At 39.8% G+C, this 15666-nt stretch carries 14 protein-coding genes; 11 read left to right on the top strand and 3 right to left on the bottom strand.

The window, feature by feature from the left end; translation table 11 throughout:
• Positions 1–6: 6 nt before the first annotated feature.
• Both AACZ73_RS15410 and AACZ73_RS15405 read right to left on the bottom strand, forming a co-directional pair.
• Positions 7–1251 (bottom strand): ADP-ribosylglycohydrolase family protein, encoded by a 1245-nt coding sequence (locus AACZ73_RS15410; RefSeq protein ID WP_339879199.1) that lies wholly within the window; start codon positions 1249–1251, stop codon positions 7–9.
• Positions 1251–2213: a phosphotransferase gene (locus AACZ73_RS15405; RefSeq protein ID WP_339879198.1), complete on the bottom strand. Its 963-nt coding sequence runs from the start codon at positions 2211–2213 to the stop codon at positions 1251–1253. The genes AACZ73_RS15410 and AACZ73_RS15405 overlap by 1 nt, the downstream gene beginning before the upstream one ends.
• 176 nt (positions 2214–2389) lie before the next feature.
• On the opposite strand from AACZ73_RS15405, the gene AACZ73_RS15400 reads away from it, so the two are divergent.
• The 6 genes from AACZ73_RS15400 to AACZ73_RS15375 all read left to right on the top strand — a co-directional run bounded on the left by AACZ73_RS15400 (position 2390) and on the right by AACZ73_RS15375 (position 10277).
• Positions 2390–3547 (top strand): acyl-CoA dehydrogenase family protein, encoded by a 1158-nt coding sequence (locus AACZ73_RS15400; RefSeq protein ID WP_339879196.1) that lies wholly within the window; start codon positions 2390–2392, stop codon positions 3545–3547.
• A 74-nt stretch (positions 3548–3621) separates the two neighbouring features.
• Positions 3622–5304 carry an AMP-binding protein gene (locus AACZ73_RS15395; RefSeq protein WP_339879194.1) on the top strand — a complete coding sequence of 561 codons (1683 nt, stop codon included), beginning with the start codon at positions 3622–3624 and terminating at the stop codon, positions 5302–5304.
• A gap of 924 nt (positions 5305–6228) precedes the next feature.
• A complete protein-coding gene (locus AACZ73_RS15390) occupies positions 6229–6807 on the top strand; it encodes a YceI family protein (RefSeq protein ID WP_339879192.1) in 579 nt (192 codons plus the stop codon).
• A gap of 11 nt (positions 6808–6818) precedes the next feature.
• Positions 6819–8093 (top strand): hypothetical protein, encoded by a 1275-nt coding sequence (locus AACZ73_RS15385; protein ID WP_339879190.1) that lies wholly within the window; start codon positions 6819–6821, stop codon positions 8091–8093.
• A gap of 64 nt (positions 8094–8157) precedes the next feature.
• On the top strand, positions 8158–8748 hold the full coding sequence (locus AACZ73_RS15380; protein WP_339879188.1) for a hypothetical protein: 591 nt from the start codon (positions 8158–8160) through the stop codon (positions 8746–8748).
• Positions 8749–8984: 236 nt separating this feature from the next.
• Positions 8985–10277, top strand: coding sequence for an acetyl-CoA hydrolase/transferase C-terminal domain-containing protein (locus AACZ73_RS15375; protein ID WP_339879186.1), 1293 nt, complete (start codon positions 8985–8987; stop codon positions 10275–10277).
• A gap of 220 nt (positions 10278–10497) precedes the next feature.
• Here the strand turns inward: AACZ73_RS15375 and AACZ73_RS15370 are convergent, their stop codons facing one another.
• On the bottom strand, positions 10498–10695 hold the full coding sequence (locus AACZ73_RS15370) for a hypothetical protein (RefSeq protein ID WP_339879185.1): 198 nt from the start codon (positions 10693–10695) through the stop codon (positions 10498–10500).
• 23 nt (positions 10696–10718) lie between these two features.
• Between AACZ73_RS15370 and AACZ73_RS15365 the strand changes: the two genes are divergently transcribed.
• From AACZ73_RS15365 to AACZ73_RS15345, 5 genes are all read left to right on the top strand, one after another.
• Positions 10719–11174 carry a response regulator gene (locus tag AACZ73_RS15365; protein WP_339879183.1) on the top strand — a complete coding sequence of 152 codons (456 nt, stop codon included), beginning with the start codon at positions 10719–10721 and terminating at the stop codon, positions 11172–11174.
• 780 nt (positions 11175–11954) lie between these two features.
• Positions 11955–13214 (top strand): S8 family serine peptidase, encoded by a 1260-nt coding sequence (locus AACZ73_RS15360; RefSeq protein ID WP_339879182.1) that lies wholly within the window; start codon positions 11955–11957, stop codon positions 13212–13214.
• A 13-nt stretch (positions 13215–13227) separates the two neighbouring features.
• A complete protein-coding gene (locus tag AACZ73_RS15355) occupies positions 13228–13458 on the top strand; it encodes a hypothetical protein (protein ID WP_339879181.1) in 231 nt (76 codons plus the stop codon).
• Positions 13459–14106: 648 nt separating this feature from the next.
• Complete coding sequence (locus tag AACZ73_RS15350; protein ID WP_339879180.1) at positions 14107–14856, top strand: ATP-grasp domain-containing protein; 750 nt, start codon at positions 14107–14109, stop codon at positions 14854–14856.
• Positions 14820–15308, top strand: a complete 489-nt coding sequence (locus tag AACZ73_RS15345; protein ID WP_339879178.1) for an ATP-grasp domain-containing protein — start codon at positions 14820–14822, stop codon at positions 15306–15308. Before AACZ73_RS15350 ends, AACZ73_RS15345 begins: the two co-directional genes overlap by 37 nt.
• Positions 15309–15666: the final 358 nt, after the last annotated feature.

Below are 15666 nucleotides of genomic sequence, written 5' to 3'. Positions count from 1 at the left end.
GAGGTATCACTTCCCCAGCATATGAGCAGTCAATATGTTTGCAGTTTGGGCTAAGTCAATTCCAAGTAGCTCCTTATTTACTTTGAGGACTTTTTCTCTCTCTAGTTTTGGCAATTGCTCGAAGCCATAAAAAGCTCCTAAAATCCCTCCAGCCACCGCCGCAGTAGTATCGTTGTCTCTGCCATAATTCACCAGAAAGGTCATTGTACCCATAAATTCAAAATCTGAATAAAGAATAGCGGTAAGTGTCTGAAGCCAGATTTCCCCAGCGTGAAATGGCATGTCCTGCAACCTCTGATCCAGCTGGGTAAATGCAAACTCTAAAGCTTTGCTATCTGTTTTTAAAATATTCCCTAGACTATCCTGCTTAGCTGATTCGGCAGTAATCCAAAGCGCATTTTTCAGAATATTATGTGATGTTCTACCCACGAGCCGACTTTCAAAGTAGTGCTCCGGATCTAAGCGCAACGATGAGAGCAAATCTTCCTTAGTTGCTCCCGTTCGCATTCCGGCAGAAGTCATCGCTGCAGATAGGGCGGAAATATCTTTAGCATAGCCCAGATCATAAAAGGAAAGTTTGTACGCTTCTTTATAGGCTTTTTCAGGATTTCCAGGGAAATATGATCCTAAAGCTGGGGAATACAGCAGACCGGCACAGACCATTTCTCCTCCGTAGAATTTTCCCAGAGAATCTGCATACCCTAGCATATTACCATCTATAAAAGGCTGACTGACTTTAGCCCATTCCTGCAGCCATCCCATCTTTAAGGAAACATATTCAAATGGTTCTGGATCAATGCTTTGTATTTCTTTAATTTCCTTGGTATACAATTCATATGTGGATAAAATTTGCTTTGCAAAGTCCTCAGCATCTAATTGATTGGGACTTTGAGATAGTAGGTAATTGGCTGTCAATACTTTCCAACGGGTGTCATCTGTGGTGCATCCAGCAGGCAGATTCGCCTTCCAGATTCCCTCAGGTGATACCTCCCGAACCATTGAATCCAGACTTTCCACAAATCCATACTCTAGTTTAATTTCTTCACGGGACCACACCTCGGTAGGAGCTCCCATGGCATCACCAATTGCGGATCCTACAAGCATTCCCAAGATTTTATCATAAAGCTGCTTTTCAGTCAATCCAATTTCTGGCACTTCCTGATCAGAAAATTCAACAGGCGTTGTGGATTTCTTGTTATTGCAAGCTGAAAATGAGAGAAGGAAAATTACTACCAAACAGCAATTTTTCATCAGGATAGAATAAGGTTTCTTGCCTTCTCAAGCATTGTTTTCTTCTGGCCTAAATCTAACGAAACAGGCAACTGTGCTATGCCTATCAATCTCCGCATTATTTCCACTCCATGATAGGCATTCAGTAAGTTTTCGGAAATGGTATGCCTATACTTCTGGAGAAAACTTGTTTTCAAACTCCCTTCTTGCAGGGTAAGGTCAAAATGTGCCAACAAGACTCCCAGATCAAATTCCCGATCACCTAGGAATCCAAATTCGGGATCAATTACTTTCAGTCCATCGACAGTGGATAGCCATGAGCCAGGGTAAAAATCCCCATGAAGCAGAATATTTCCATTGCTCAGGTATTGCTCACCAAGTCCTTTTACGGCTTTTTTGAGTGATAAATCAGTTTTGTATTCCATGCTTAAGTCTTGCAGGCCTGTTTGTATCGTATCCAAGTCAAAACCGTTTTCTTCCAAAAATGGGAAATGAAATATATGCTCATGATTAAGATTCTTCATTGCTGAATTGTCAGGGAAATGAGTGATTTCCAACCCGTGAAGAGCGTTCAGGTAATCTACCAGACTTTCCAAATCGTTGGATTTTAACTTTTCATCAGCTTGATACAAAGCGGCAAAGTCAATTCCTTTTCCCAAGTCTTCTGTCAGCAGAATATGTTCATTTGGATAGTAAAGGAGGACAGTGGGACTATACTTTTTTAGTGTGGGATCGGACTGTATTATTTCGTAATAGGTGTGCTCCACTTCTATTCTTTCGATTGGAGCAGGCATTTGAGGGAATTTTCTAACGTAGGGCTTAGACTGTTTTAAGATTACGGATCGTAAACTTGTCTCGATCCTAAGGACTAAATTCATGTTGCTTTCCCCGGCAGGTTTTGCCGAAATCAGCTCCTCCTTTTCTTTCCAGAGAGGGAGGGAACGAAGTGTCTGCAGACTGGATTGCTCAGTTAAATCGATCATAAATTCTAATTGGGTGGTAAGTAACGAAGCTAAAAATAAGAATATAGATATAGATATGGATATGTTTTGTCTAAAGTTGGAAAATCAACTAAAAAAGATCTTTCATAAATGAATTTGAAGGCTAGGGAGTAAAATTCCTTATTTTTGGTTAGAATAAAACCCTAAAAATAAACAGCATGTTTGGACTACCCCGAACTCTTTTTGACGAAGAGCATGATCTTTTTAGAGCCAGTGTGAGAAGTTTTATTGCAAAGGAAATCACTCCCTACAATTCTACCTGGGAGAAAAATAAGATGGTTTCCAGGGAAAGTTGGCAGAAGCTAGGAGGGTGTGGTTTTTTGGGAATACAGGCACCGGAATATCTCGGAGGTCTGAATATTCAGGATTTTCGATACAATGCAATTTTTATTGAAGAGCTTGGATTGAGCGGTTGCTCTGGTCCAGCGATAGGATATCCCCTTCACAATGATATTGTGCTGCCTTATATATTGCATTACGGGACAGCAAGTGCTTTGGAAAAATACATCCCAAAGATGATCACAGGTGAATATATTGGTGCGGTAGCTATGACTGAGCCCGGAGCGGGAAGTGACTTGCAAGGTATCCGGACCAGCGCAGTAGATCAGGGAGATCATTATTTGGTAAATGGCAGCAAGACTTTTATTACCAACGGGTATCTATGTGATGTAGTAGTGGTCGCAGTGAAGACTGATCCAAAGAAAGGTGCTAAAGGAATTAGTTTGGTGTTGCTGGACAACACAATGGAAGGTTTCACCAAAGGACTACCCTTTGATAAAGTAGGCCTTCATGCTCAGGATACCTGTGAATTGTTTTTTGAAGATGTGGTCGTTCCCAAGGAGAATTTGCTTGGCGCTGCAGGGGAGGGTTTTAAATACCTGATGACAGAATTGGCACAGGAGAGATTAGTAGTTGCGCTTGCAGCAGTAGCATTAGGTGAATATATGCTTCAGGAGACGATCAAATATGTCAAGGAGAGGAAAGCTTTTAATCAGGCAATTTCAGATTTTCAGAATACACGCTTTAAACTAGCTGAGATGTGTGCAGCATTGGAGCAAGGAAGGATCTATTGCGATTATCTGGTACAACTACACAATGACGGCAAATTGGATTCGGCTATGGCTTCCGCTGCTAAATATAATATGACTGAGCTACAGTGTAAAGTAGCTGATGAGTGTGTGCAGCTTCATGGAGGCTACGGATATATGTGGGATTATGGGGTAGCACGAGCGTATGCGGATGCCAGAGTCCAGAGAATTTATGCAGGTACAAATGAAATAATGAAGGAATTAATTGCCAGAAAAATTTTGAAATAGACATAAGATCTTTTGACCTGAGTCTAGATTTTAATTAATTCAACAAAAATACATAAACCCAATACCAAGATATTATGAAGGATTTTCCCTGGTTTAAACATTATCCAGAATCTGTTCCAAAAGAAGTAGACTGTGAAGCCTATTCCAGCGTCGCAGAGCTTTTCGAAGAAAGTGTTAAAAAATATGGTGATGCTGTAGCTTATGAATGTATGGGGAAAACCATGTCATTCAATAAGTTAAACAAACTAAGTGAGGATTTTGCTTGCTATTTGACTCAAGTATTGAGATTGAAAAAAGGAACCCGCATTGCCATTCAGATGCCAAATACTCTTCAATATCCAGTGGCAATGTTTGGGGCTATTCGTGCAGGAATGATAGTGGTGAATACCAATCCACTATATACTCCTTCAGAAATGAAACATCAGTTCAAAGATTCGGGTGCTGAGGTGATCGTCATCGTCGCCAACTTTGCAGGTAATTTGGAAAAAATCCTAACTGAAATCCCAGCCAAGTACATTATAGTTACCGAACTAGGGGATTTGCTAGGTGGTCTTAAAGGGACTATCGTTAATCTGGTAGTGAAGCATATTAAAAAGATGGTACCGGCTTTCTCTATTCCAAAAGCAGTTACTTTCAAATCAGCATTATCCCAGGGAGCTAACCATAATTTCAAACCTGTAGAGCTATCCTTAGAAGATACTGCTTTCCTTCAATATACAGGAGGAACTACTGGAGTTTCTAAAGGGGCCGAATTAACGCACAAAAACATTGTAGCGAATATGCAGCAGATCTCTGCATGGATGAAGCCTAAATTGAGGGAGAATGAAGAAATAGTAGTGACAGCTCTTCCCCTATATCACATTTTTGCATTGACGGTAAATTGCCTTGCGATGCTTAAAATAGGGGCGCACAATCTGCTGATCACTAATCCGAGGGATATGTCCGCATTTTGCAAGGATTTATCCAAGTATAAATTTTCGGTCTTCACTGGAGTCAATACACTTTTCAACGGATTACTTAATCAGGAAGCCTTTAAGAAACTCGATTTTAGCGGATTAAAGATAGCTGTAGGCGGAGGAATGGCAGTGCAAAAAGCGACTGCCGAAAAGTGGATGGCTGTGACGGGAACACCTTTAGCTGAGGGCTATGGACTTACAGAGACTTCTCCGGTAGCCTCTTGCAATCCTATAGACGGTACAGAAAGAAATGGCACGATCGGTCTTCCACTTCCGAATACGGAATTTATGGTTATAGACGATGAAGGAAATATTCTACAGGCAGGAGAACGTGGGGAAATATGCATTAAAGGCCCTCAGGTGATGAAAGGCTATTGGCATAAGCCAAAAGAAACTGCTGAGGTCATGCTTGGAGATTGGTTCAAAACAGGGGATATTGGTGTGATGGACAAAGATGGTTTTACCAAGATTGTAGATCGCAAGAAAGAGATGATACTGGTTTCTGGATTCAATGTCTATCCCAATGAAGTGGAGGATGTGATTGCTTCTTTTCCGGCAGTACTTGAGGTAGGAGTGATCGGAATTCCGGATGAGAAATCCACCGAGAGAGTGGTAGCATACGTGGTAGCAAAAGACAAATCCATTACCAAAGAACAAATAATTGCTCACTGCCACGAATCATTAACGAATTATAAGTGTCCAAAAGAAATTCATTTCACAGACGAACTCCCAAAATCAAATGTGGGAAAAATCCTAAGAAGGAAGATTAAAGAAGCTCATTTAGAGAAAGTAGGTAAGTGATATGCTATGATCAGAATGTAGTGAACTTAGAGAAAAACAGCATCAGAGATTGGTGAATCAAGCTTGGCCTAAATGATGATGATATGCAGGAATTTCCAGATATTTTTATCCCGAGAACAAGGTGATTCGGGAGCAAATCGTATCTGGAAGAAGGCAAGGTGAGGCATAATAACTAATCCGATCCAGTGACAAAAGTAATTTCATTATAAAGATCATTACTTTATCTCTCCCAATAAGATAAGGTGCCTGCGCATTCGTACGTAGATAAGGCTGCCCATAATTTCTACATAAATTTATTAATAACAGCAAGATTATCATTCTAAATGGCGCTTCGCCACCTTTGGTTTCTCCACGAACCGCAGAAAATAGAGATTACCACAGATCAAAACCAAAATAATTCCAGTTTCCATCTTGCTGGCTAACGCCTTCTTTCCAAATGATGATTGTGGGTCAGCGCTGGTGAATGAATATAATCCTTTATCCCAGGGTTGAAACCTTGGACTACCCACAGTTTGTCCCGTCAGGTCTTTTTATAATCGCATTTATCATCTACATAGAGGCGAATAACATTCTCCCTTCTTTACCCATTACAAACATAAATCCCACATTCTCATTAGAATCACCAGACTTATGTTACATTGAGCAAAGTCGAAATGTAAAGAGCCAAATTGAATGGTGGTTTTCATATTTCAAAAGATTTGTAAGTCCATTCCACTTTAAGGACAAATAATCACCCGCCAAAGAATTACTGTAGTGCCTTAAAATTACCTCACGGCATTCAACTTCACCCACACATTTAGTACATCAGCAGTATCACATCCTATGACATAAGTCAGTTTCAATTGAAATACTTCTCAAGTTTTCAGGAGGAATAGGCGGGTACTTTTGCCAGTGCATACAGTGCAAAACCAATACACTATTCCTATGAAAAGTATCTATGTTACCTCCTTTGTTATTCTATCTGTGCTACTCTTCATGGTCAGCCCCATCTATGGTCAGCGGTCTTATAAATTGTCTGGAGCACAAAAACTGACGGTTTCTGGCACTTCCACTATCCATAATTGGCAAATGGAAGCTATGGATAATACTAAGGGGACTGCTGAGCTGACTGTAGAAAACGGAAAGCTGGTCAACATACAGTCCATGACAATAGAAATGCCGGTTAAAAGCTTAAAGAGCGGTAAGGGTGGGATGGATAACAATGCTTACGAAGCCCTGAAAGAAAAAAAGTATCCCTCGATCAAATTTGTGATGTCTGAATTTATTTCAGTCACAGGAAACTCTGTAAAGGTTAAAGGAAAATTAATAATTGCAGGGACTGAGAAGTCTATACTTCTGGAAGCCACATACGCTGTAAATGGAGGGTCAATCCAATTTAAGGGAGTCCACGACATAGCATTCACTGATTTTAAAATAGATCCGCCCACGGCAGTCTTTGGTACCATAAAGACCGGAGATAAACTGACACTCGGTTTTGAGACAAGCTTTTCTCCAATTAATTAAACTACACCAACATGAAATTATTTACGCTAAACTTTATCGCCTCCTTCTTATTTGGGGCTTTGCTTACCTGCAGCGCTGCTTTTGCTCAGGAAAAAACGGAACTGCAATATTTCCGGCAAAACAGTAAAGAGGGTTTGAATGTGTTTGAATCCCCTAAAGAAAAAGGAGGAGACTTTGACAAAGTACGTGTCTTTGTAGGGGGAGATTTTGCCCTTCAGTTTCAGTCTCTCAACCATTCCAATTCCTTGAATAATCTGGTGCAACTTGGCTCCAATTTCAACTTGCCAAGTGCAAACCTTAACATCAACACACAGCTCGCAGACGGGATGAGATTGCACCTGAGAACTTATCTCTCCTCCAAGCATCACAATGAGGCATGGGTAAAAGGAGGATATGTTCAGATTGACCGATTGGGATTCATCAAAGAAGGTTTTCTCGATGGGGTCATGGATTATACCACTCTTACATTTGGTATGGATGAGTTTAATTACGGGGATGCACATTTCCGGAGAACGGATAATGCCCGGGCTATCTATAATCCATTTATCGGTAATTATATAATGGATGCATTTTCCACGGAAGCATTTGGAGAAGTAACTGTTCAAAAGGATGGCCTTATTGCAGTCGTAGGTCTTACCAATGGCAAACTAAACCAGGATGTGGTAGTAAATGACAATACAGACAACAAGCTTTCCTTCTACGGCAAATTAGGTGTGGACAAGCAATTGAATGAAGATTTCAGGTTTAGGCTTACAGGATCCTGGTACTTGAATAACGGTACTACCACCGGAACATGGCTATATGGTGGAGACAGGGCAGGAGGGCGCTATTATCATGTTTTGGAACCTATAGAAGGAACTTCAAATGACTTCGAAGGAAGATTCAATCCACGATTCAAACAGATGACCGCATTCCAATTCAACCCTTTCATCAAATATAAAGGATTGGAGTTCTTTGGGATTTTGGAATCAGTAAGTAACTCCAAGGATCAGGGCGATGGAAGTTTTACTCAGGTTTCAGGTGAGCTTCTTTATCGATTTGGAAGCACTGAGCAATTTTATATCGGCGGCAGATACAATACAGTCAAGGGGAAAAATAATGATTCAGCTCCTCAGGACCTTGAAATAAGCCGCGTCAATGTAGGAGGAGGATGGTTTATGACCAAAAATGTGATCGTCAAACTTGAATATATGAATCAGGAATACAAAAATGGGTTTGATGCAACATCTCTTTATAATGGAGCCAAATTCGATGGTTTCAATCTAGAAGCAGCTATCAGTTTCTAACTTTCCTAAAGCAGCCTAGTCAATTTAACTTTCTAAATCCGACTAGGCTTTTCTATTTATAAACATGTGGAATTTACTTCTATTCATCACCAATTGCTGCTTAGTGATTACTTCTGGAGAAAACCCGGAAGTTAAAACATGGAAAATAGATTCAGGCAGTGTCATCGAAATAGCAGGAAGTTCCAATATCTCCGGGTTTCACTGCGAGTCGAGTAAATATCAAGGACATGATATTTTAAAGGAAACGTATTTTCCTGATAGTGGAATTACCAGATGGAGCGGAGTGCTTACATTAAACACGTTGGATTTTGATTGCTTCAACGCAATAATGACTAAAGATTTTCGGGAAACACTTCAGACAGATGACCATCCTACAATCAGTGTTCGCTTCATTAATCTGATCAGGGAATCAGAAAATATCAATCAGGAAAATCTAAAAGGAGAAGTGGAAATCACATTGGCTGGCGTTTCCAGAATCTATCCGATTTCCTGTGTCTTTCTGGCTAAAAACGACGGCAAGGCTCTTTTGGCGGGTACACGTAAGTTAACCTTTACGGATTTCGAAATTGTGCCTCCGGTAAAGTTCCTTGGGACAATAAAAGTGAGAGATTCTATTGAAGTTAATTTTGGATTGGTACTGGAAGAGCAGATGTGAATTTATTTTAGTAAACTAATCTGTAAGGGCGAATTTCCTCACTTGAATTCTGCTTTGGTATGCGCTGCTGTCGAGTTCATTCTTGACAGTCAAATATACAGTTTCACACCTTCAACTGAGATCACTGGTGTAAATCAAATAAACTGAAGAATACAATAGGCCTTAATGATTTTTAAAACCGATTCTTCTTTCTTTCCACATTGTAAATTCTATGACCATTAACCCAACTTATTGCTATGATTAATTATGTCACTCCGGAAACAGCCGTTTCCTTCATTCAAAGTAATCAGCGGGTTTTTATCCACGGAAGTGCTGCTACTCCCACCACACTTTTGTATGCTCTGGCGGCAAGAAAAGATGAGTTGAGAAATGTGGAAATCGTAGCCATTACCACGCTGGGTGAGATGCCCTTAGTTTCACCTGAATGCAAAGAAAGTTTTTACATGAACTCGCTCTTTGTATCCCAAAACGTAAGGGAAGCAGCTAATTCTGACCACGGAGGGTATGTACCGATATTTTTGAGCGAGATTGGTAATTTGTTCAGGCAAAATATTTTAAGAATCGATGTGGCAATTATTCAGGTGTCTGAGCCCGATGCGCATGGCTTTGTCTCTCTGGGTACATCTGTGGATGTCGCTAAGCCAGCGGTGGAAACCGCAAGAATCGTAATAGCACAGGTTAATAAGCAGATGCCACGAACTCATGGCGACGGACAGGTACACATTTCTAAAATTCATACCGCCATCTATGTGGATGAGTTACTGCCAGAAGTGAATTACAAAGAAAAAATCACTGATATAGAACTGAAAATAGGAAATCACTGTGCCGCTTTGATTGAAGATAGGTCTACTTTGCAAATGGGGATAGGGGCGATTCCTGATGCTGTTCTGGATTCCCTAAGACAGCATAAAGACCTTGGTATTCATACTGAAATGTTTTCCAATGGTATATTAGGTCTTCTACGGTCCGGCGCCATTACCAATAAATACAAGAAAAAGCATCCGGGGAAAATTGTTTCGGCATTTGTCACAGGGTCTAAAGAACTATATGACGCAATAGATGATAATCCGGAATTTTCATTCCATGAAGCTGCATATGTCAATGACACCGCCGTCATTCGTAAAAACCCGAAAGTAATCTCAATTAACAGTTGCGTGGAAATGGATTTGACTGGCCAGGTTTGTGCCGATTCCATCGGTAGCTACCAGTACTCCGGAGTGGGCGGACAAATGGACTTCATGCGAGGGGCATCACTTTCTGAGGGAGGCAAGCCGATTATGGCCCTGACTTCGTCCACCCGAAAGGGAACTTCAAAAATAGTCCCTTTTTTAAAGGAAGGAGCAGGAGTGGTCACTACAAGGGCACATATGCAATACGTGGTCACCGAATATGGAATGGTCAATCTGTATGGAAAAAATCTTCGCCAACGGGCTTATGAACTGATGCGGATTGCTCATCCAGACCACAGGGAATTTCTGGAAATGGCCATTGTAGATCGGTTTGGGTCTTCCATATATCCATTCAGATAAAGGATTCTAATGACTTATCTCTTCTTTGTTCGTCCATTCTTTTATTACCCAATCAAAAGATTTTCCTTGGGTTATTATCCAAAGCGCGGAAAATAGCATTGGTTTTTAGTGGGCATTTTAGATAGTTTCTATCTGTGATACAATAGGTGAATAACCTTCACCTATCGGCCCGATAAAGGAATTATTATGTTTAGAAACCATGTACCTTACCTCAACTTCTTTAATTCACCAGGTCTTCAGAATTACAACAGCAGCATGCTGATTCAGATCTATCTGCACTCGGATGAACAGAGACTAAAATCCGTTTTTTATCTCTTGAAATTTCAACCTTTAAGTGATAATTCTCCTCTTGAATCAAAGCAATTTTGGCTGCACTTCCCTTGCCTGATCCGATTGTGTAATATGCTATCGTCGGCATAGGTGCACTAATGACTTTTTCAAATGAGATTATTACCTTTGCAAGAAAAATTTATGAATAGAAGAGGGCCGATTGTTATAATTGAGGACGATATAGACGATCAAGAACTGTTTCAAGAAGCGTTCAAATCTTTGAATTATCAAAATGAAGTTATTTTTTTTTGGGATGGGGACGCAGCCTTAAAATATTTGACTGAAACGGAAGTCGAGCCATTTATTATGTTCTCTGATATCAATATGCCCATACTAAGTGGAATTGAATTGAGGGAAAAAATTCATCAGAATGAACAACTTCGGTTGAAGTCAATACCATTCTTATTTTTTTCAACTAGTGCAGAGCAAAAACATGTTGTTGATGCCTATTCTAAATCTGTTCAGGGTTTCTTTGTAAAGCCATCGAGTTTTTCAGGTTTGAAGGAGACGCTGAAAATCATTTTGGAATATTGGTTGAAATGTGTTTCACCAAATTACGTCAAATAGCATTTTATACAACCTCCTGTTTTGCCGATAATGCCAAGATTTAGCTAAGCAGGAGGTTCTGTTTTTTGACCAAATTCTTTATCACCTGCGGATAGAGCGCAATTCGATTGATTACCACCGTCCTAAAGCGGCAAAACAGTAATATTACATGCTGTCAACTATAAAAGTTGACCTGATATGGTAATACGGTAAAGGAACCCAACCATTTTTCGCAAAATTCAATCTCTCTTAAGGGTTCATTTTTAGGCCTGCGTCATAAGAAAAGATGGTATCCATTAGCACTGGTTGGAAGTGGGCCGGTCTAAACCGTAATATAAGTGGGGGAAAAATAGGAGAGCAAGAATAAATGTACTGAGCTAACTAAAACCATTACTTTTTCAAGGACGCCGTCGCAGCGCACGAGTATAGAAACTTATTAGCTCAATGAAATACCTGATCATTTCGGTTTGATCAGTGTAATGAGTATCGGACGCATAATTTTCCCAAGAAACTCATTATTACCTGTCACTATGACTAATTTGAATTAACAGCGACAACAACAGCTAAAACTTAGTCGTTAAACTATATTCATAGCTCGTTTATTGGTTTTCAAGTTCTTCTCGGTTCAAAGGACCTCTTCCCGTCTACCACCGAACTTTTAGCCAGAAATGTTTTGTGGCATTGCGCGAAATATTCCTAGCTTTTCTTTTGGATACAAAGTGCGTAATGATTACTTCAATAGGATGAAACTTATTCGATATGTACAGCATACCCTCTTTGCGAAATTAAACTCGATGAAAAATGAGAAAACCAATCTTAGGCAAACAGACCTTTCTAAAGGATAATACAGAAAGACTTATATCCTTCGAGAAATTCATAACAGAAGTATATGAACGACCAGTTGATCAAAAGCCTCTCTATACAGGACGATATCTCGTAATTTTAAAGGAGGGTGTAAAGAGTTTTACTAGTACTCAAAAACTTTTTGAATCCAATTTAGGATTCACAGTCGCTAACTCGAATGACTTTACTTCCGAATCATTGGACGACAATAAAATTCAGGCGGCGGATGCTTTAATATATAATGACTTGGGAATTGCCTTGGTAGGTGGAGAAGAGGAACAAATACAGATATTAGAATCTGCAAACGCTGATTTTATTATTGAGCCTGAAAAAATCGTCTATGTTCCAGACGAAGCACCTGCCACAATGAACGTCCCATCAACTTGGGGAGTAAATGCAATTCAAGCAGACATCTCGCAGTTCACTGGTTCGAATGTAAAAGTAGCTGTTCTGGATACTGGATTTGATGTCGATCATCCCGACTTTGTGGGAAGAAATATCACCACTAATTCATTTGTCCCCGATGAGACTATACACGATACACATGGACATGGCACTCATTGCATTGGCACGGCTTGCGGAAATACAGATATTAATGGACAACGGTATGGCGTAGCCAAAGACGCTTTAATCTATGCAGGTAAAGTATTAAGTAATGAAGGAAGTGGAGCACAAGCATGGATATTAAATGGCATGACTTGGGCTGCAAATAATGGCTGTAAAGTAATTTCAATGTCCTTAGGCTCCAGAGTTTTTCCGGGGCAAGGTTACGACATCGCTTATGAGCGAGCGGCTCAATTCGCTTTATCAAAGGGAGCAGTGGTCGTTGCTGCTGCGGGAAATGAAAGTAGGCGTGCCTGGAATCAATTTAGTCCCGTTGGGAGTCCAGCAGATTGCCCTTCAGTGCTTGCCGTTGCGGCACTAGATTCTAACCTATCTATTGCGGATTTTTCCAATAGGGCAATAAACCCAACTGGACTTGTCGATATTGCAGGACCGGGTGTGATGATTTATTCTTCTTGGCCACTACCTATGAGATATAGAACCATTTCGGGGACAAGTATGGCAACACCTCATGTCGCAGGAATTGCTGCACTGCTTTGGGAAAAATTTCCGAACTATACTCCTGATCAGATTATTTATGAGTTAAAAAGAATAGCAAAGATTTTGCCCTTACCAAATATTGATATTGGTGTGGGTTTGACAATGGCACCATAAGTCTACTAGTAGCATGAAAAATATTGTAATAACGATTTCGGAAAATTACTTGAACAACCTAAAGTCCATTGCTGACTTGTTGAGACAGGAAGGATTGACTATTACCAATTTATATGACTTTGGGGTGATTACCGGTTGCGCAGAGGAAATAATCATCAAAAAGCTTCGTGAGCATAAGGAAGTAATTTCTTTGACAGAAGAAAAACAAGCGTATATAGCTCCGCCGGACTCGGAGATACAATGATAGAATTAAACACGGATCGATACAGTATTTTGGCTCACTGGGAAGCTTTAGTAGTAAGGTAAACATCCAGCATCAACATTTGCGGTACTGACAGTTTTGTGCTCTCAGCCGCTGTGCAAAGAGAAAAACCCCTTTTGCCCGTTAATCTAGATTTAAGAGGAACTTTTTGATAGCTATCTGCTTAAAATACAGGTATTTGATCTTGAATTACAGAGGAAAGCGACTTTCTGACTCTGTTGAAGTAATAAAGTAGTATTGAGTTTTTTTGGTCCTGCAATCAGTTAGGGACTAATCAACATTCTTCCAAAAATAACTCATGAATTAAAGGTATCAGCATCAAAACGAACACTGTAATTATTGGACAAAATTTAATTGTTTAGTAAATTAGATCTTTAATAAACAATCAAAAAAAATGAAATAGATTTGCCTTAAAGTCAGAGTAAAAATGAAAACGGCATAGAGAAGAAATAGGCGGGATTTTGAACTCTTTTGCGTTTGGATACCTTGAGGAAAAGCTGAAATACAAGTAGATTCTTCCTGGGTTCAGAAGGTCAGCGAGTCATTCAACCTGCGGAATTTCTCTAGTTAAATAAAAACCAACACTATTTTTTGCTTAAAAAAGCGAATTACAGATTAAATAGACCCAAAATGAACAATTCACACATTACAAAGCCAATCTCTGTATTAATACCAGACGGAGATACAAATAATGCAGTCGCAGTAGTAAGGTGCTTAGGTGAATCGAAAAACAGTAAAATTTTTGTTCTGTCCAAAGATGAAGATAAACCTGTAAGATACTCCCGGTACATTTCAAAATATATCTACATTCCCAGAGGCGAAAGTAAGCAAGAACAACTAGCGGCAATAGTAAAGGCGATTAAACAGACAAACGCTGATGTTTTGCTGCCTATACATATAGAGACAATTAGGCTGGTTTCTGAATTCAAAGAACAACTATCAGAACTGATATCCATAGCCCCTGTCCCTGAGGTCGGTTCGTTTGATATCGCCGATGATAAACATCTGCTTTCGTTATGGCTTCAGGAGAATAACATTCCTCATCCGAAGACAATATTTTTTGATAAAAACAGGGATTTAGATGAGGTTGTATCTTCAATAAAATTTCCAATAATTGTTAAGCCTACGATTGGCTTTGGAGGAACTGGGATCGAAATCATAGAAAATTCCAATGAGCTTCAGCTTTGGCACAATAGAATTGATCAATCGGGAGATTATATTTTTCAATCCTACATCAAAGGATATGACATTGATTGCAGCGTGATCAGTGTAGAAGGTAAAATCCATGTTCATACCATACAAAAGAGTATAAAAATAATGAGGATGATACCTGGGCATATGCCATGGAATTTTTACAGGATGAAGCTGTTTATTCTGTAGTCCAGGAAGTAATAGAAAAATTCAACTGGTCAGGAGTGGTTAATATAGGTTTGAGGTATGATAAGGAAACAAACCAAATCAACCTAATTGAAATGAATCCTAGGTTCTGGGCCAGTGTAAGTGCATCCATATTTGCAGGGGCTAATTTTCCGTATTATTCCTGTCTTTTGGGCCTAGGGCAAGAACTTCCTGAAATTACCTATACGAATAAAATTGTAATAAGAACAAGTCCTGCGTTCAAAATGATTATGCGAAAAGTTCTGCTGAGAACCTACCAGAAATTTGATAATACCTACTTGGAATTAAACATCAAGGACCCCGTTCCTACGTTTATGAAAGAGTTTTATAAGTATTCTATCAAGCTAAGAAGAAATGGCAGTGTCACCTCAGTTAATCTCTGGACAAGTCTAACAAACAGGTTTTCATCATTGGTGAATTTGGGGCAAAGGTAATTAGCTACAACCGGTACTTTTATAGGGGGTATAACTTTGCCACCCTTCTCATGTTACGCTTAAGCCACCGTTCGTATCTCCACTTAAGCCATCGTTCGTATCTGCACTTACGCCGCCGTTCGTGTCTCCACGAACGGCTGAACATCGGTATCGCCACAGATGAATACCAAAATAATTTCCGCTTTCATCTTGCTTTCACTGCGTCCTAATCATCAATTATTATCTTAGCCTAGCGCTGTTGAATTAATTCATTCTTTTTATCCAGAGTTGAAATTCTTGGCTACTAATAGGGATACCTCTCCGTTATTTTTTTATCCTTGCGTATAGACCGAATCAGCACCTATCCATACCTGTTTCA

It is taken from the genome of uncultured Algoriphagus sp., from assembly GCF_963974835.1.
Lineage (GTDB): Bacteria > Bacteroidota > Bacteroidia > Cytophagales > Cyclobacteriaceae > Algoriphagus.
The sequence above is the reverse complement of the archived record's forward strand: the minus strand, read 5'-3'. Positions and strand labels throughout refer to the sequence as shown.